The 16,748-nt window shown below is 63.3% G+C and carries 13 protein-coding genes and 4 pseudogenes; 8 read left to right on the forward strand and 9 right to left on the reverse strand.

Annotated elements, in window-relative coordinates; genetic code table 11:
• Positions 1-36: 36 nt before the first annotated feature.
• From FCN77_RS14655 to FCN77_RS14665, 3 genes are all read right to left on the reverse strand, one after another.
• The gene (locus tag FCN77_RS14655) at positions 37-309 is read right to left on the reverse strand and encodes a hypothetical protein (RefSeq protein ID WP_137322867.1); all 273 of its coding nucleotides are present in this window, start codon (positions 307-309) and stop codon (positions 37-39) included.
• A 1,676-nt stretch (positions 310-1,985) separates the two neighbouring features.
• On the reverse strand, positions 1,986-2,318 hold the full coding sequence (locus tag FCN77_RS26370; RefSeq protein ID WP_217496151.1) for an ATP-binding cassette domain-containing protein: 333 nt from the start codon (positions 2,316-2,318) through the stop codon (positions 1,986-1,988).
• A gap of 309 nt (positions 2,319-2,627) precedes the next feature.
• A complete protein-coding gene (locus FCN77_RS14665; protein WP_254678566.1) occupies positions 2,628-2,855 on the reverse strand; it encodes a hypothetical protein in 228 nt (75 codons plus the stop codon).
• Between the two features lie 683 nt (positions 2,856-3,538).
• Between FCN77_RS14665 and FCN77_RS27740 the strand changes: the two genes are divergently transcribed.
• The 4 genes and pseudogenes from FCN77_RS27740 to FCN77_RS26375 form a co-directional block, all read left to right on the forward strand.
• The gene (locus FCN77_RS27740; protein ID WP_368074341.1) at positions 3,539-3,970 is read left to right on the forward strand and encodes a response regulator; all 432 of its coding nucleotides are present in this window, start codon (positions 3,539-3,541) and stop codon (positions 3,968-3,970) included.
• Positions 3,967-4,359 carry a LuxR C-terminal-related transcriptional regulator gene (locus FCN77_RS14680; RefSeq protein WP_254678567.1) on the forward strand — a complete coding sequence of 131 codons (393 nt, stop codon included), beginning with the start codon at positions 3,967-3,969 and terminating at the stop codon, positions 4,357-4,359. The genes FCN77_RS27740 and FCN77_RS14680 overlap by 4 nt, the downstream gene beginning before the upstream one ends.
• Before the next feature lie 548 nt (positions 4,360-4,907).
• The gene (locus tag FCN77_RS14685) at positions 4,908-6,230 is read left to right on the forward strand and encodes a nicotinate phosphoribosyltransferase (RefSeq protein ID WP_137322871.1); all 1,323 of its coding nucleotides are present in this window, start codon (positions 4,908-4,910) and stop codon (positions 6,228-6,230) included.
• A 19-nt stretch (positions 6,231-6,249) separates the two neighbouring features.
• Positions 6,250-6,399 (forward strand): annotated as a pseudogene (locus tag FCN77_RS26375) (TetR/AcrR family transcriptional regulator); the annotation flags it as partial.
• A 206-nt stretch (positions 6,400-6,605) separates the two neighbouring features.
• Here FCN77_RS26375 and FCN77_RS14695 read toward each other — a convergent pair.
• Positions 6,606-7,286, reverse strand: coding sequence for a hypothetical protein (locus FCN77_RS14695; protein WP_137322872.1), 681 nt, complete (start codon positions 7,284-7,286; stop codon positions 6,606-6,608).
• 230 nt (positions 7,287-7,516) lie between these two features.
• Between FCN77_RS14695 and FCN77_RS14700 the strand changes: the two are divergent.
• Positions 7,517-8,629, forward strand: a pseudogene (locus FCN77_RS14700) (IS1634 family transposase); the annotation flags it as partial.
• 413 nt (positions 8,630-9,042) lie between these two features.
• On the opposite strand, the gene FCN77_RS14705 reads toward FCN77_RS14700, so the two are convergent.
• Positions 9,043-10,191 carry a hypothetical protein gene (locus FCN77_RS14705; RefSeq protein WP_137322873.1) on the reverse strand — a complete coding sequence of 383 codons (1,149 nt, stop codon included), beginning with the start codon at positions 10,189-10,191 and terminating at the stop codon, positions 9,043-9,045.
• Positions 10,192-10,842: 651 nt separating this feature from the next.
• Positions 10,843-12,079, reverse strand: a pseudogene (locus FCN77_RS14710) (IS110 family transposase).
• Positions 12,080-12,472: 393 nt separating this feature from the next.
• Between FCN77_RS14710 and FCN77_RS27405 the strand changes: the two are divergent.
• The 3 genes and pseudogenes from FCN77_RS27405 (at position 12,473) to FCN77_RS14725 (ending at position 14,089) form a co-directional block, all read left to right on the forward strand.
• Complete coding sequence (locus FCN77_RS27405; protein WP_302645318.1) at positions 12,473-12,607, forward strand: hypothetical protein; 135 nt, start codon at positions 12,473-12,475, stop codon at positions 12,605-12,607.
• A gap of 206 nt (positions 12,608-12,813) precedes the next feature.
• A pseudogene (locus FCN77_RS14720) lies at positions 12,814-13,088 on the forward strand (MFS transporter); the annotation flags it as partial.
• Between the two features lie 179 nt (positions 13,089-13,267).
• Positions 13,268-14,089 carry a glycosyltransferase family A protein gene (locus tag FCN77_RS14725; RefSeq protein WP_254678568.1) on the forward strand — a complete coding sequence of 274 codons (822 nt, stop codon included), beginning with the start codon at positions 13,268-13,270 and terminating at the stop codon, positions 14,087-14,089.
• A 72-nt stretch (positions 14,090-14,161) separates the two neighbouring features.
• Here FCN77_RS14725 and FCN77_RS14730 read toward each other — a convergent pair whose 3' ends face one another.
• The 3 genes from FCN77_RS14730 to FCN77_RS25995 all read right to left on the reverse strand — a co-directional run bounded on the left by FCN77_RS14730 (position 14,162) and on the right by FCN77_RS25995 (position 16,746).
• The gene (locus FCN77_RS14730; RefSeq protein WP_137322876.1) at positions 14,162-15,040 is read right to left on the reverse strand and encodes an alpha/beta fold hydrolase; all 879 of its coding nucleotides are present in this window, start codon (positions 15,038-15,040) and stop codon (positions 14,162-14,164) included.
• 22 nt (positions 15,041-15,062) lie between these two features.
• Positions 15,063-16,136 carry an alpha/beta hydrolase gene (locus tag FCN77_RS14735; RefSeq protein ID WP_254678569.1) on the reverse strand — a complete coding sequence of 358 codons (1,074 nt, stop codon included), beginning with the start codon at positions 16,134-16,136 and terminating at the stop codon, positions 15,063-15,065.
• A 271-nt stretch (positions 16,137-16,407) separates the two neighbouring features.
• A complete protein-coding gene (locus FCN77_RS25995; protein WP_175417088.1) occupies positions 16,408-16,746 on the reverse strand; it encodes a hypothetical protein in 339 nt (112 codons plus the stop codon).
• Between the last annotated feature and the right edge of the window lie 2 nt (positions 16,747-16,748).

Below are 16,748 nucleotides of genomic sequence, written 5' to 3' on the forward strand. Positions count from 1 at the left end.
CGACCAGCTGCGTAACCGCATCGCATGGGTTACTGATCACGCGTGCGTCTCGTTGATCCTCCGAGTAAGGTTCTCGAAGTTGCTCAGCGTGGACTGCGATAGCTTCTCGACTTTAGCGGGGCTGCGGAGAAGGATCTCCGCAGGACGCCAGTGATCGAACTTGCCGTCCAACGCCTCCAACCTCACGATCAGCCGATCGGGATGCTTAGGCGGCTCACTCGCCTTGCGCGAGGTGCCAAAGGCCTCGTTGTAAAGTCCCAGGTAGTCGCCGATGGTGAAGAGGACCTTCTGCCCGAGGAGGGCCACCATAGACCATAGGCGTTGAAAGGCGATGCGGTTGAATTTAGGTTCAATGTGTAGTTCCTGATCCCACTGTGAGACCTTTTGCGATAGCCGCCAAGAACACGTGCTCTTGGCGGCTATGTGCTTTTTTGCGACCGGTTGCCTGGTCAGAAGGACGCCGCCAGCATTTGCGGACTAAGGAATGACCGGCCAATGTTCGAGTGGTTCGCCGGGCGCGACACTGTCGAGCGCCAGGAAGCCCAGCCATTTCTTGGGCTACAGGAGAATGCCGCACACAAAAAGGAACAACCCCCAAGGCGCCATGATAAATGCGAAGTAGGGATTTACCATGCGCGTCCTTCCGCTGGGGGCCGTGGAGGCCCCAGCGCCCAGCTCGGCGGACCCTTTTCCACAGCAGTGTCTCCGGAACCGGTGAAGCTGGAAGATCTTGACTACTATCCGGACGGCTCCCGGGTGTTGGGCCGCTACGTGCAGTGGCAGGGACGCCTGTACGACGTGGATTCCCGTGGGAACGACGTGATGAGCCGTTACCGGGACGCCGGAGAGGTACAGCCGGGTTGGGGCGCCAACCGTGGGGCGTACGATCCCCGGTCGGAAAGGTCGACGTTCCGGCGCGTCATTCCCCGGACCGGGGCCGGAGCGTTACGGGGCTGCTGCCCTGGACCCAGATCAGCGACATCTGGCAGGAAATCAAAGAATCGCCTCTGCCCTGGTAGATGCCCCGGGAAACGATGCCGGCCGCGCCCTGCCAAACAATCTCGCAAGGGAACCGAATTCCGGCCGTCCGAGCCTTCTCTTAGGGAGATCGCGAAGGTACCTGCATGTTCTGCGGTTAGCGACCCGTGGGGTCCGCCAAGCAGAATCCTCCTGCATTCATGTGACTCACCGACACCGTTCGGGAAAGCCCGCGGCCGCGGGGAGATTCGGCTCTTGCGCCACCGAAAAACTAGGCGTATCACTGTTAATACGTTCTTCGAAAGAAGGACGGGAACGAACAACAGGGGAACCCTTGAACGCACGGTGGATCTGATCCTCCGTGGTCTGCCGGTGACGAGGCAGGAAGCGCCAGGATTCCCGCAAGTTCGGGAGATGATGTTCGTCATAACGGAATCAAGACAGTCGAAGCCCCTTCAGCATTGCTGGTGGGGCTTCCCCTTTACTGCCACGCCACGCACTTTCCATAGCCCCGTAATCCGGCATCCGCGACTTCAGGTCAATGACCTGGAGTCGAAGCGCGTTGTTTGCCTTCAGCGACCCCTACCTTCTCACCGGGCTCAGTGCGTCCGCTGCGGTGAGCCGCGAATCCGAGGGGTGCGACCGGGCCGCCATTGTCCAACGATCATGATCGCGAATGGCTGCAGGAAAGAGCCGATGGGGTTATTCGCCGGGACGGGTCGGCCCTCCTTCGGAGAGGGCTCTTTCGCCCCGCACGGCTGGCCCGGGAGGGGCGGCGGAGGCCTTTTGCTCCCGAAACCCCACGGCTTGATCAAGCTTCTCGGCGCCTGACCCTGGACCCGGCCCCGTGTCGTCAGGACATCGTGGCCACCGCGAAGAGCCCGGACACCCAATCACGTAGAGAATCAGGACGACCAACGAGTCGGTTCCCATGCCCAGGCGCTTCTTTTTCGGCCGGAAGAGGAGGCCCAGCACGTAGGTAAGGGTCAGCAGGATCGCCACGGCGGTCAGGTAGATGCCGGTGGCCCGGGCTTGGGCAGGACTGGTTTGCCGGTGATGAGGACTGCGACCAGGAACAGGGCGGGCAGGAAAGCGTTGCCCCGAAGATGTCGCTGAAGGCCAGCTTGCAATTCCCCTGCTTCACGGATGCCAAGCCGGTGGAGTCCGATGGTCGGTTCGTTGAGAACGAGCAGTTGCGGCGCGTTGACCAGGGCCTGGGCAAGTTCCAAGCGACGGATCATGCCGCCGGAGAACGTGCTGGCGGTCTCGTCGGCCTGGTCGGCCAGGCCAACGGCTTCGAGTGCTGATTGGACGACCTGGCGGCGTTGGCGGCGGGGCACATCGAACGGCCTAGCCGAAGATGGTCACGTTTCCATGGCTGTCAGTGCGCTGTCGGCGGAGAGTTGCTGTGGCACGTACCCGATGAGGCGGCGAGCCTCAAGCTTGTGCCGGGCCACCTCAATGCCCATCACCTCGATCGAGCCGATGTGAGTGGGCCGGCCCGGGCACGGCCAATCCCCCGCAGGAGTCAGCATGTCGCGTTTTGTGGTGCTTGCCGCTGTAGCGGTCTAGTCCGCCCTTGCGGGGTGGACATCTGCGTCGGAGGGGCGTGAGACCCGCTGTCCCCGGCCGTTGAGAAATGGACGGACTTAGCGGGCGGAGGATGTGCTTTGCGGCGGAACGGCGAGGCCGGAAGCTTCCGCCTTGGCGGGCTTGTGCGGGTTTCCTGCTTCCTTGGCGCAGTGGATGCAGCAGTACACGCCCGATTCACTGTCGACCGGATGCCCCATGATCCGGCAGCCGCAGTTTTCACACGCCGGCGCCATCATATGTATGGCGCATTCGAAGCTGTCGAAAGTTCCAGTCTGGTTGCCCATGGAGACGGTGAACGTCTTTCCGTCGGGGCTACCGCAAACATCGCATGCTCCCATTATCCGTCTCCTCTTTCGCGCATGGTCTAGACCCAGTTAATCGCTTGTATGAGTTTCTTGAATAGGGGCGAAGGTCCTTGCAGTACACCAGGCCCCAGCCCGCCGAGGGTCCAATGTGCTTGGGGCAGCATCTCGCATCCCTCCCCAACGCAGCCAAAATGTCTTCCCTGCCCGCTGGTAATCCTTGGCGTATGTCTGTTCTGCAGCGGCGGGCAGCTGTGCGGCTTCCCATACCTCGACGCCGCTGGACGTGGCCGTCGTCGATCTTTGCGGCGGCATAGGGTGATCGCTCAGTGTGGTTCCCTCAGTGCGCAGCAGCACTGCCGGGTCCGAACGCCAGAGCAGTGGGGCGGGAGGCCGTGGGGTCAAGTGTGAGGACACGCCCGGTCGTGGGCCGCGTGAGCGCGGGTCTAGCGGGAGAGGCTGGTGGCCTTGGGCGGGGTTCATCCCGCATCGGTGTAGGGCCCGCTTCAGCGATTCGCTAACAGCGCCTTCGAGTCAAAGGCGACAGATCGGAACAGCAATGATGACTGACCCGAAACCCGGTGCGTCCGAGGGGGCTCAAGGCGGGGGGGGTCTACGTGCTGGACGATCAAGAGGTTGTGCGGCGTGGTCTGCACCATCTGATTGTGTCGGCCGGATTGGTCGTGGCCGGGGAGTCCGGGTCAGCGCGGGAGGCGTCCCGGCGGATTCCTGCTCTACGGCCGGTGATGGCGGTTCTTGATGATGATCTTCCGGACGGTTCCGGTGTGGATGTGTGCCGGGCCGTCGCCGCGGCGGACCCTCCCATTCGCTGTATTCTGATGACCGGCGACGACGACGAGTCCGTGCTGATTGAATCTGTCCTGGCCGGTGCGTGGGGTTGCTTGTCCAAGCTGGATGACAGCGGCGAGCAGCTCAGCTTAGTCCGCCGGGTACTGGCCGGACAGACCGCTTACAGCAGTCGGTTCCTTCCAGGGCTTTTGGGCCAGGTGTCGGGGGAGCTGACCGTCCGGAGGAGACGCTCCTGCGTCTGTCGAACCGGGAAGCCTCCGTCGCCCTCGGTCTGGCCAGAGGTTTGAGCCACCGCCAGATCAGCCGGGAGATGTTTCTTGCGGAAAAGACCGTGAAGAATATGGTCGCGTCGATGCTGATGAAGCTCGGCATGGCGCGCGGGACGGAGGTCGCTGAGCTGGTCATCGGTGCGCTGAATCGTCCCGAGGTCTCCGTCGGTGCCGGTTACCGGTCCGGTCGATCCCCGGACCTGGTCGCTGAAGTCACCGTTGCCCTGGCGGACTGCACCAGCCAGGACCGCACCGGGCCGCAGACAGCGGCCCAGCGTGCCGGCGCTGCGGCCCGGCTCGCCGCTGCCCTTGACGCGACCCGGACGGAGCCGATGGGGCATGGCTCGATGCTGAACCGGCGCCGCGGATCGAGGCCTGGATCCGGAGGGTTCCTGCCTACCCGGTGAGCGGGAGTCCTGCGCCCGGGCATGGAAAGCCCCAATGTTCTTTGGCGGGAAACATCGGGGTGCCGTATTGAAACCATATTTTCGGCCGTTTTGCAGGTCAAATCGTGGTGGCCGGATGCGGGGCTCCGGTGCGGCCCGCTTAGTTTTGGGGGCGGGCCGTACCGGTTGTCGGTTCCCCCGCACCTGTCCGCGGAGTTCGTGGTCCGGGGGAGGGTTCCACGCCTACGGGCCTCGGACCCCGAGTGCGCGGCTGCAGCGCCTCTGCAACGTGGGGGGGTCTTAGGTCCCTTACCGTGGGGGTGTGGCGGGGTAATTCTGGAAAGACCACGGCGGTGCGTCTCGATGATGAGGCGGTTGAAGCCGGGGCAGGTGGCCCGGGCGCGGCGTTGGAGCGGCCCGGGCCGCCGAATCATTCCCAAGCCATCGCGAAGATTCATGCCGGCGGTTACGGCGGGCGCCTGCGGCCCCGACGGCTGCAGCGTCTGAGTTCGTCCAAACGCTGGCCCGGGCGGCCTCCTTTTCCGGACCGCCCCGCCCTAGAGTGAATCATGGACACTTCGGCCGGACCGGACGGATCCCGGACCTCACTGTTTACTGATCACTATGAGCTGACCATGTTCCAGGCGGCGCTCCACTCCGGGGCCGCACACCGCCGGTCCGTCTTCCAGGCCTTTGCCCGCGGGCTCCCGGCCGGGCGCCGGTACGGGATCGTGGCCGGCACCGGCCGACTCCTTGAAGGCATCGTGGACTTCCGCTTTAACCAGGACGACCTCGATTTCCTGGCCGGCACCGGGGTGGTTAATCAGGACACGCTGGAACACCTGTCCGCCTTCCGGTTCTCCGGTGACATCTGGGGCTACCCGGAGGGCGAGGCCTACTTTCCGCACTCCCCCGTCTTGATCGTGGAATCGACCTTCGCCGAGGCCTGCGTCCTGGAGACCTACGTCCTGTCGGTGCTGAACCACGACAGCGCCATCGCCTCGGCCGCGTCCCGAATGACCAGTGCCGCCGGCGGCAGGCCCTGCATTGAGATGGGTTCCCGCCACACGCATGAGGAAGCGGCCGCGGCGGCGGCCCGCGCGGCCGTGATCGCGGGCTTTTCCGGCACGTCCAACCTGGCCGCCGGCCGGCGCTACGGCCTCCAGACCGTCGGCACCGCGGCCCACTCCTTCACTCTGGTCCACGACTCCGAGCGCGAGGCCTTCGCGGCGCAACTTGCCTCGCTGGGGGCAAGCACCACACTGCTCGTGGACACGTACGACGTCGAAGCGGCTGTCCGCACCGCCGTCGACCTCGCCGGAGACAAGCTCGGGGCCATCCGGCTGGACTCTGGAGACCTCGTGGCGCAGGCACGCTGGGTCCGCGAACTTCTGGACAGCCTTGGCAATGTGCACACCAGGATCGTGGTGACCTCGGACCTGGACGAGTTCTCCGTCGCCGCGCTCCGGGCAGCGCCGGCCGATTCCTACGGGATCGGCACATCGCTGGTGACGGGTTCCGGGGCGCCCACCGCCGGCATGGTCTACAAGCTGGTGAGCCGGGCCGGCGACTCCGGCGGGCTCGTTGCCGTCGCGAAGACTTCGAAGGACAAGATCAACGTGGGCGGCCGCAAGTTCGCGGTGCGCCGCCTGGATGACCGCGGCACGGCCACCCATGAGGTCCTCGGCGTGGAGCATCCCCCAGCGGACGGCAAGAACGGCCGACCGCTCCTGCAGCAGTTCATGATGGACGGCGAACTCCTGCCCGGCTGGACCGGGCCGGACGCGGTGAGGCGGGCGCGGGAGCGGCACACGGCCTCCATGGCGGAGCTGCCCCGGGTCGTGGACCGGCTGCAGCCCGGCGAACCGGCTATCCCGACCATCTACGAGTGAAGCGTTCGACGTACCGCCCGGGATGGCGGAACACTATTTCCCGGAGGCTGATATCAGTGAGCTCGCCCAGCTCATCCACGGCACACTTTCCTCAAGCGCCGCCAGGGGCGCCGGGGCCAGCTTCGACGACGCCGGCCGGCCGTTGCGTCTCGCGGCCTGGCCTGGGTGACACTGGCAGGTGTCCTGACACTGATCCAGTTCTTGTGACCCCGTCGCAACGAGAATGTGGTACCGAACGAAGAGAATAGGCTACGGCCTACGACCGCTGAGCAGAGGGTATTCCGTGACGGAACGTGGTGGAGTTTCGCTTCAACGTGAAGACGAATTCCGGTCCAGCGCCAGCTCCGAGAACCCTGGCTGTGCTCTCGACACGATCTAGCGGGATCGATCCTTCGGGGTTCGAAGCTCCAAGGGGACCTTGTCATCGACCATGCCTGGGTTAGGCGACGGCAAGCGCCGTTCGTCTATGTCGACTGCGTGGCGGTGCCATCCTGACCCCGCTTGGAACCTCGCCACCCAGACTCGGATGCCCCACTCAGGGCGGCGCACTGCCCTGCCCCGGAACCATACCGAACTGAGTCCTTCGGGGAGAACCAGGTCGCCAACGGGCTCGGCCCGACCTTTGTCGAACTCGTCCGAGAGCCGGTAGAAGTAGGACTCGACCCGGTGGCTCCGACCAAAGAGGAAGAGGTGTCGCTCATCCGCCGGTTCAGCTCGGAGCTTCGCGATGTTTTCCAGCGCCCAGTCTTCCGCCAGTAATTCTGTGCAGACCTGAACGAGCTCGTTCAATCGCAGTGGAATCGAGCCGCTTTCTGACTGTGGTTCGCCATCTCTCTTGGCTTGTGCCCACTTCTTCAAAAGCTCTTTGTCCGGAGGCGAAGTGATCTCGACGATGCCGCGACGTCCCTTCGCGCCCGCACTGACCCAAGCGCCATCAGGTTTCTGGTTGCCCGCGCCTGCGTCCGCGAGGTGGATGTCGACCCCGAGGACGTTCTCCATGATGAGGAACGCGATCTCTTCCTCACGGCTGGCCTTGGCCCCGGCTGCATTGCTCATTCTTGAACTATAGCGAGGCTCAAACGCGGAACTCCTGGCATGCACGCTCAAGCAGCAGTGTAGACGTTGAGGGACTTGCCTGCCGGACGTCAGTGTGCAGTGACTGCGTCGCCATGCCGCCAGCCTGTCCCGCCCTCCGCCACTTAACTGAATGACCGAGATGCGCCCGACATGGCCCGGCCAGCTACGCGACGATGAAACGCACCCTCGGCCGGGCCGCGATGGGCAAGTACCGCGATCGGATTGCGACGTGGTGCTTCGAGCACGCCAGCACCAGCGGGGACGTCTCCCTGGTACTCTACGACGTCACGACCCTGTACTTCGAGGCCGAGAAGGAAGACGAGCTACGAAAGGTCGGCTATTCCAAGGAACGCCGCGTGGACCTGCAGATCGTCGTCGGTTTGCTCGTTGACCGCGGAGGGTTCCCGTTGGAAATCGGCTGCTTCGAAGGTAACACGGCCGAGACCGCCACCATCATCCCGATCATCAAGCAGTTCCAGGCCCGGCACGGGCTGGCCGACATGGTCGTCGTGGCCGACGCCGGCATGCTCTCAGCGGGGAACCTGCGCGAGCTGGACGAGGCGAACCTGGGGTTCATCGTCGGATCCCGGATGACCAAGGCCCCGGCCGATCTTGCCTCGCACTTCCGGTGGCACGGCGACGCGTTCAGCGACGGACAGTTGATCGACACCATCACCCCCAGGATCGGGCACCGGAACGAGAACAACCCCGACCTGCGTGCCGAACCCGTCTGGGATCCCGCCACGCACTCGGGCTCATGGCGGGCGGTGTGGGCTTACTCCCGTCAGAGAGCAGTCCGCGACGCCATGACCCTCACGGCCCAGGAGAACCGGGCCCGTGAAGTCATCGAGGGATAGAAGGCGGCCCGGACTCCACGCTTCGTCAAGACCACCGGAGGGAAACGCAGCCTCGATGAGGCGTCACTGACACGTGCCCGGCAACTGGCCGGTCTCAAGGGCTACGTGTCAAATATCCCGGCGACGGTAATGCCCGCAACGGAAGTCATCGGCTCCTACCACGAGCTGTGGCACGTCGAGCAGTCCTTTCGGATGAGCAAGACGGACCTGCGGGCCAGGCCCATGTTCCACCGAACCCGCGACGCGATCGAGGCACACCTGACGATCGTGTTCACTGCGCTTGCCATCTCCAGGACTGTCCAGAACAGGACAGGGCTTGCGGTGGCCAACGTCGTCAAACAGCTCCGGCCCCTGCGCTCGGCGACCATCGCCATCAACGGCACCACCCAGACATTCGCCCCCGACATCGCCACGGAGCAGCAAGCCATCCTCGACGCCATCCACAGCCCAAAACTCACGCACTAAGCGAATGAGCCAAGTCAGATCCTTCCCGCAACAGGTGAAATACAGACGATTGGCATCGCCATTTCACCGCGGAAGGAAGGGGCTCTCCCCGTAACGACACGAGGGAGGACAAGGGGAATCCCAGCACGCCAAGCCACACACCGTGGCCTACTGCTGTCCAAAAATGCTTGCCGCCGCTGGTCAAAACCACTGCCGCGAAGGTCAACCAGTTTTGCCGTCTCCGGTCAGTTTAAAGTTGCCGCTTACACCAAACCGCATCCAAATTGGCCTGAGCGGAAGAGGCGGGTGGATCAATGTTCCACACATCTGACAGCCGTCTGCACAAAGTGCAGACGGCTGTCAGATGTCCCGGCACGAGTCAGTAATGTGAAGCCGTTTGGAAGACGCTCCGTCTGAGGGTGTGCGGTTTTCGGTTAGTAACGCAGGAGGGCTACCGCCTCGGTTTCCGTGGGGAGTTCGTCCGATAGCATGACGTGGACGTCCCCTCCGTTTTGCAGTGTGTTCATTACAGCGATGCCTAAAAGATCCTCTCCCGAGGATTCATATTCGGGCCCTGTCACAAGACTGTCGGCCTCGCTGTCGTAACGTCCCCAGACCGGCTCGCCGTCGTGAACGAGTAGGGTGCTGACTCGCCCTTGGTGTGACGCTCGTACAATGTCAGCGATGTGGCTTGTCGCTTTGGGCTCGCCCCGGCCCAAAAGTTCAGCTGCGGTTTTTAGTGCCTCAACGCGTCCGCTATCCAGCCGATCTTTCACCTTTGAGTACGCCAGGCTGTGCAGCTCTGAGGTATCAAGTGCGTTCGCGTTAATCTCCACGACTCCTGCCAGGAGCTGGCCAAGGTCACGCGATTGCTGGAAATGCCCACCAATTTCAGCGTCCGCAACGAGTACCAGGGGTTGAGGGCTCGCGGAAAGGATGTTTTCGGTAGCCTTTGCCACTCCCGCCACGTATTCCTGGAGGCGTGCTTTCCTGAAATCGGGTGGGCTGTCCCCGTAAACCTGTGCGTTTGGTATGTTCGCTGTTCCTACATTGGGACGCGCGGGAGGGCTGGCCTGCACCGGGTTTTCATAGTCGTTTTCCACTGACTCCCTGAGGGGAAGACCTGCAGTCTTTTCCTCGACCAATCCATAGCGGGAAGCACTGAAGAGGGTAGCTCTATCAGCCGTGACTGTCAGGACGGAGAAATGGCCGTCTGCCGCCAGTAGGGGCAGCAAAGGTCTGACGTGAAATTTTCTTCCTACAACAACGAGGTCCTCGAAACTAAGCGGAACCCTATATTCACGTGTTTGATTTTCATCAATGAAAAGGACCAGTCCAGTGCTCTGGTGCTGCCAAAAATCATGGTCTTCCAGCAGGGCATTGGCCGGCGCCAGGATAACATCGGCGTCTGCTTCGGACAGGCCGTCTGCAGTGAGTTGTGACCTGGCGTCGGCCAGGAGGTTCTTCAGGCGGATGGGATCCTGCCGTACGTCTTTTCCTGTGGGATGGGTTGGCATGAAAATTGATACGGCAGTGGATGATTCGTTGGTTATCAGTCGGGTCAGATCGGTTTGAGCGAACAACTTGGGGTCCTTTCACAGAGCGTGTTTGATACCACTTCATCGGCCGGTTTGATGGGTTGAGCATTAGTTGTCTGCATTTTCATCGACCAAGGTGCACGTCCATCCGTGTGATCTGGTCTGCGAATCGAGAGAGTTTGCTACTGACAGTGGATTCGATCTCACTAGTCAATCGCTGCCCTCGACGCTGCTGTTTATGCTGCCCTCAATTGCACGGGCGTTCTCCTTTCTTGGCCTTTGATAACAGGAGGGACCAGCGGCGAGTACTGGGAGAGGCGATTCGCCGGGACTTGTCTGCGGACCTTCGCTGATATTTAGTGATCATTCGATCCTAGGACGGACGGGAGAGGGTAGCCAGCGGTTATCCATCCTTCCTCGCGGGCACAGCCATGAAGCCGCATCAAGCATCGAGATCACCGAGGGTGGCGACCCGGACTGACCCCATACGGCCTTGCCCTTGAGCGGGGTCTGTGACCGCTACATCAAGTTGCAAGTGGCGCTGCCGACGTGGGGACCGTGATGTAAGTGGTGCCGACGCGGAGCATGGCCCCGAGAACGTTGAGGCGGCCTGACTTGGCTCACGGGTCATGGCCTCGCGGCAGGCCGGGGCTCTGACGCGAAGATTCCCTTCCTCGTCAGGGGACCCGCGTTTTGTTACCCCGTCCGATCGAGGGTGACCTGGTAGCCCATGGCCTCGAGTTGGTGGAGTGCGCGGTTCTTGGCGCGTTCGGGGTGGAGACGGGTGAAGAAGTCTGCACCGGGGTCCTCGTAAAGGGTTCCGTAGCGGCCCATGTGCCAGATCGCGATGAGCATGGTGTGTTGGATCGCAACGTTGGCTTTCATGGGGCCTCGCCGCGACGCAATTCGGCGGTAGCGGGCGCCGAGGTAGGTGGCGGGGTTCTGTGCGCACGCCACCGCGGCAGCGCCGAGCGCTCCTTGGAGATAGGGGGTTTCCGGGCCGGGTCTTGGTCGACTTGACTCGTCCGGCGGACTCGTTGTGACCCGGCGTGGTCCCGGCCCACGAAGCGAGGTTCCCGGCGGTGGCGAACCTGGTCATGTCTGCGCCGGTCTCGGCGACGACGACGTCGGCGACGAGGGGGCCGATGCCGGGGATGGTGGCGATCAGGTCCCGGAATCCCTGAAAGGGTGCGATCACCACCTCGATCCGGGCGGTGATGTCCTCGACCGCCCTCGTGTGCCGGTCGATCAGGTCCAGATGTACCCGCGCCAGGAAACCGTGGTGTTCGGTGAACCGGCCGCTCAGCGCCTCGGTCAACGCCGGGATCTTCGAGCGCAGCCGCCGCTTGGCGAGGTCGGCCAATGCGGCGGGGTCGTCTTGGCCCGCGATCATCGCCTCGAGCATCGCCCGTCCGGAGACGCCAGTAATGTCGGAGGCGACCGAGGACAGTTTGATGCTGGCGTCCTCGAGCAGCTTCTCGAGCCGTTGGATCTCCCGGCCACGTTCCCGGGTGATCGCGGTCCGGGCCCGGGTCAGATCGCGCAACTGGCGGATCGGCTCCGGGGGCACGAACGACCCACGCACCAGGCCGTGTGCGCCAAGCTGGGCCAGCCACGTCGCGTCGGCGACATCGCTCTTGCGGCCAGGCAAGTTCTTGACGTGCCTGGCGTTGACCAGTATGACCTCGAACCCGGCGTCCTCAAGGAGGTAGTAGAACGGCTTCCAGTAGTCCCCGGTGGCCTCCATCACCGCACAGGTGACCTGCTCGGCGATTAGATGCTCACGCAGGGCCAGGACCTGGTTCGTGGTCGAGCCCCACGTCGTGACCGTCTCAACAGTCTTGCGACGACCAACACCGGCGACCCGGACGCAGACCTTGGCGTCCCTCTTGGACACGTCCAGACCAGCACACCGGCCATGCACCACTTCCATCACTGCCACCCGCTTCCCGTCGACGGATCATTCGGTGTCCGTCGCGGGGAGGGCAGGGAGATTCAGAAGTCTGACGCTCGGGCTCGAAGGCACCAATCCACGGTTCCCGTGGAAGCCCTCCACCCCCATGCTGACCTACAGGCTCCCAGGCACTACAGAGGATTCGGGGTCGACCGCAACGAACACGACCAGTCTCACACCGCGGGTCACCGCGTGACCACAGCAGAACGCGACGCCCCCGAATCTTCGCTCACCATGGTGAGCCGGAGGCGCCGCATTGCTGACCTGCGGTGATGTCGGCGGAATGGTGCTTTTTCACGCACTAATGGGTTTTGTTCTGTCACCGGTGTGGCGTTCATCAGGAGGGTTCGGACGGCTTCGGGAGCGACGGAAGTGCAGATCGCCGAGTATGTGCGTGGTCGCCAGCGGATCGTGGAGCACGTCGGCTCGGCGCATACGGAGGCTGGAATGCTCACCGAGAATCTGGCCGAGATGACTATTGAGGGAAGAGAAGATCGTGCTGTCTGAAACAGTCTCCGGCCTCGGCGAGGACTATCCGGAGCTTGTGGTGCACACGGCCTGGAAACCGAGAAGGAGGCGGTAATCAGGGCTTCCTCCAAATATCCCGGTACGTTTCAAGCTTGTCGGTCGCCAAGCACAAACTCACGCGTCCCACCGGCGCCCAGAATGACCTGCTCCGAAGCGACCCGTATGCAGATGCCCGGCGCATCTCCGGCATGGTGAACAACCTCTACGACGGCCCGGTCTGGGGACTGTTCCCCGCCCTCTTCGCCGCCGGCGGACTCAGCATCGAACGCATCGGCATCCTCGCCGCTGTCTACCCTGCCGTCTGGGGCGCCGGGCAACTGAACACCGGTCCCTCTCGGACCGGATCGGCCGCAAACCACTGATGGCCGGAGGCATGCTCGTCCAGGCGGCAGGCCTGGCCTTGGTCGCCGTTGGAGCGGACTTCGGAACCTGGCTTGCCGACGTCGTCCTGCTCGGCGCCTGACCCTGACCTGAATCCCAGGGTCTCCCCGGTCTCGTTCATCCAGCGGGTTTGAGCGCAAGTCTGCCCGTCAGAATATGCTCCGCCCCTTGCAGCGTTCTTCCGCTTCGCCGCTGCGGGTAGGCTCACGATACGGAACGTTGTCGAGTTCCTGATCGGACGGATCAGAGGAGGACGAAGTGGCTGCCTGGACGCTAAGGATTTCCAATCTGGCTGGCCTCCGGCTGTCGGTTCGCCGAGCCCGAAGCACCGTCTCCGTCGTGATCCCCAGCCGCAATGACGCAGCAATGCTGAAGACGTGCCTCTCGCTGCTGTCCCAACAGAGCAGGCCCGCCGACGAGATCATTGTGGTGGACAACTCAAGCAGCGATGACACGGCGGACATCTGCCGCGCGGCCGGCGTGCGGCGCATTCCCGTGGATCTGCAAGGCATCCCGGCAACAGCCGCTGCCGGCTTCGACGCAGCTGCCGGGGAAATTATCGCCCGGCTGGATACTGACTCCAGGCCGCCGGAGGACTGGATCGAGCGGGTCGAAACTATCCTCCTGGCCGCGGGGCCAATGTCCGTCGTCACGGGACCCGGCGATTTTTACGGAGGAAGCCGTTTGGTCCGCTGGGCCGGCCGGCATGTTTTCCTGGGAGGCTACTTTACATTCATCGGATTCCTGATGGGTCATCCGCCGGTTTTCGGTTCCAACTTCGCGCTTCGCCGAGCAGTCTGGCAGGGTGTCCGCGGGTCCGTCATTCGGGACAACGCCGATGTCCATGACGACTTTGATATTTCGTACCATCTCCGCCCGGAGATGACGGTCATCTATGACCGCACGCTGCGTGTTGGGGTTTCGGCCCGACCGTTCACGAACTGGTCATCCCTGCGGCGGCGCCTGGACATGTCCCTTGCGACTTTTCGGGTCGAGTTCCGGGAAGAACCGCCGCTCCGGCGCCGCTTGGACCGCTTACGGTGGCGGCGCGGGCACGCAAGGGCGGCGGACGACGGATAGGGCCGGCGCCGCTCAGCTGGCCTTCGCGTACAGAGCCAGCAGGTCGCGGCTGAATTGGTGCGGCGACGTCTTTCACGGACTGTGCCCGCCGCGGTAGACGGTGATCCGGGCCCCGATTGACTGTGCGAACAGCCGGTGCAGGCGCAAAGGCCACAAATCATGTTCGCCCACCGCAACGAACTTCGGGAGAGTTGCATCGGCCAGAAGTTCCCGGAGGTCGGGGGCGTTCTTCATCAGCGCGTAGATGTCGCGGACTGAAGCCCGGCGGGTAAAGCGGAAGCGGTAATTGACGAACCGCTGCCGGCCCGGGGGCACCCGGACAAAGCCCCTGCGGATGCCCCAGATCAGCAGGGCTGCCCCAATCCGGCCATTCACCCAGCCGCTGGCACGGCCGATCCGGCTGACGCTGCGGAAGCTTTGCCCGGGCTCCGGCGGGCAGCTCAAGAGGGTGAGTGTCTTGAACAGGTCCGGCCTCATCGAAAAGGCGAGTTGGGCAACAATCGCGGCGAAGGAGTAGGCCACTATGTGTGCAGGTTTGCCGCCTGCCTCCAAGACCGCAAGGAAATCCTCCACGAAGAGTTCGTAGTCGTAATGCCGCCTTGGCGGCACCAGGTTCTCCGGCCCCGCTGCCGCGGATTGGTACTGGCCGGCCAAGTCATAGCTCAGCACAAAATAGCCCGCAGCGGCCAGGACCGGCATCATGAGCGAAAAATCCTCTTTCGAGCCAGTGGCGCCGGGAACCAACACGATCCAGGGATCGTCGGGGTTGCCCATCGCCAAAGCTGCAAGATGGCCGCTGGGTACGGGGATGCTCATGATCACCGCGCCAGCCGGCAGCATGGACCAGTCGACGTCCCCCAACCCGGCATCCAGCAGGGCAGCGGCGTCACCACGTGCGAATCCGGACTCCTCAGGGCTAGTGCCGTACGGTTCCTGATCCTGAGCTGCCATGGACCAAAGATAACCCGGTCAGCTATGTGTGGTGAGGGATCTGGGTGGTGGGGCGCTGGGAGACACTCCTGACGAAGGCGTGCAGGCGCCGGTACACTTCCTGGGATTCCGGGTAGCGATAGTCCTGTTGCCAGGTGTGCTCGGTGTTGGCATTTGCCCACAGGTAGATCAGGGCGTCCACCGGCACGGCGTGTTCCTGAAGCCGGTCAATGAAGTTTACGTTCGCCTTGTAGAAGAAGTCGCGTTCCGAGGTAGTGAGGAAGACCGGTGGGAATTGGGCGTTCAGCCACTCAATCGGAGACACAAAACCGGCCTCAGCCTTGAGTCCTTCCAGTGCCTTGCGGGTGAAGATGCGGCCTCGAATCCGGCCCCCTGCCGTGCCGGCTGATGGCAGCAACATGCGGACGAAGTTCAGGCTCAGGACAAAGCCGCTCTCGAAGAACACGGAGAAATCCACCACGCTGCAATGCTGGACCAGTCCCTTCAGGTGCCTCCCGTCCACGGCGGGCTGCAGGGAATAGTGGCTGGCAAGCTCAGGCCGGAAGGTCGCAGCCGTGAGCAGTGCCGCGATCTGCCCGCCGGCGGAGTCGCCCCCCAAAACCACGCATTCCGGATCCCCGCCATAGTCCTGGATGTTGGCACTGACCCATGCCAACGCGGCGTTTGCGTCCTGAAGCACATGTCCCATGTGGAAACGGGGTGGCTGGCGGTAGTTGACGTTTACCACCACCATCCCGCCAACCGCCTGGTTTGCGCAGTATTTGGTCAGGGCCGCTTTGTCTCCGGACGTCCAGCCTCCCCCATGGAAATAGACGAAGACGGGGAGGGATTTTCCTTCCCCGGCCCGCCCGTCACGGCGGTCCAGGGCGGGGGTGAGTACGTCCAGCTGGTGCGCGGGGTGACTGTCTCCGACGTAGTTGATGTCATGGACGTAATCCACTTCTGTAAGGGGTTCCCGGTTGAACCTCGCCCGCTCACTGGCGCCAACAATGCGCATCAGGAGGCGCCACGTCCACACCGGTACGCGGCGCACGAATCCTCGCACCTTCCGTGCCAGCGAGAAGGCACTCCCGGCATGGTGGACCACCGTGGTCATCCGTTAATGGTACCGGGAAGGGCATGGCTGCCGGCCACTATTCGCGTATGGCATCAAAGGATCCGGGCCAGTGCAGGCACACGGCTGATCAGGAGCCAGGCCAGTACGAACGAACCCGCCACTCCCCCGGCGGCAACAATCAATGCCTTACCCTCGGCCGCCACTTCAACGGGACGCAGCACAACCGCGATGCCGATTAAGACGGGTCCTTGGACCAGAAACGCAGCGTACGAACTACGGCGAAGCGCTGGCCCCCAGCGGGGGAACCCCTTTAATCGATGTTGGGCCGTGCCGAGAATCCAAGCTGACCCAAAGATTGAAAGAATGCGGCGAATGCGAAGGCCGGCCAGTTCCAGCCGCCCAACATGTCTTGGAGTACGGCTCCCCTGTAGGCCAGGAACAGGAGACCTGCGGCCGAAATGACGGCCAGCAGCGCAAGGTCGCGGCAGCCTCGGCGGAGCCTATCCGGGATTTGGGTCAGCCAACCCCTGCCTGATGCAGCAATACCCAATCCGAAGAGTGCCAGGCAGGCCGGCCACTCCCAGGGATTGAGGTCAGTCACTGTCTCCGTGCCGAACGGGTAGGCCAGCCGCACCAGGAAGGATGCCACTG

Source organism: Arthrobacter sp. 24S4-2, assembly GCF_005280255.1.
Lineage (GTDB): Bacteria > Actinomycetota > Actinomycetes > Actinomycetales > Micrococcaceae > Arthrobacter.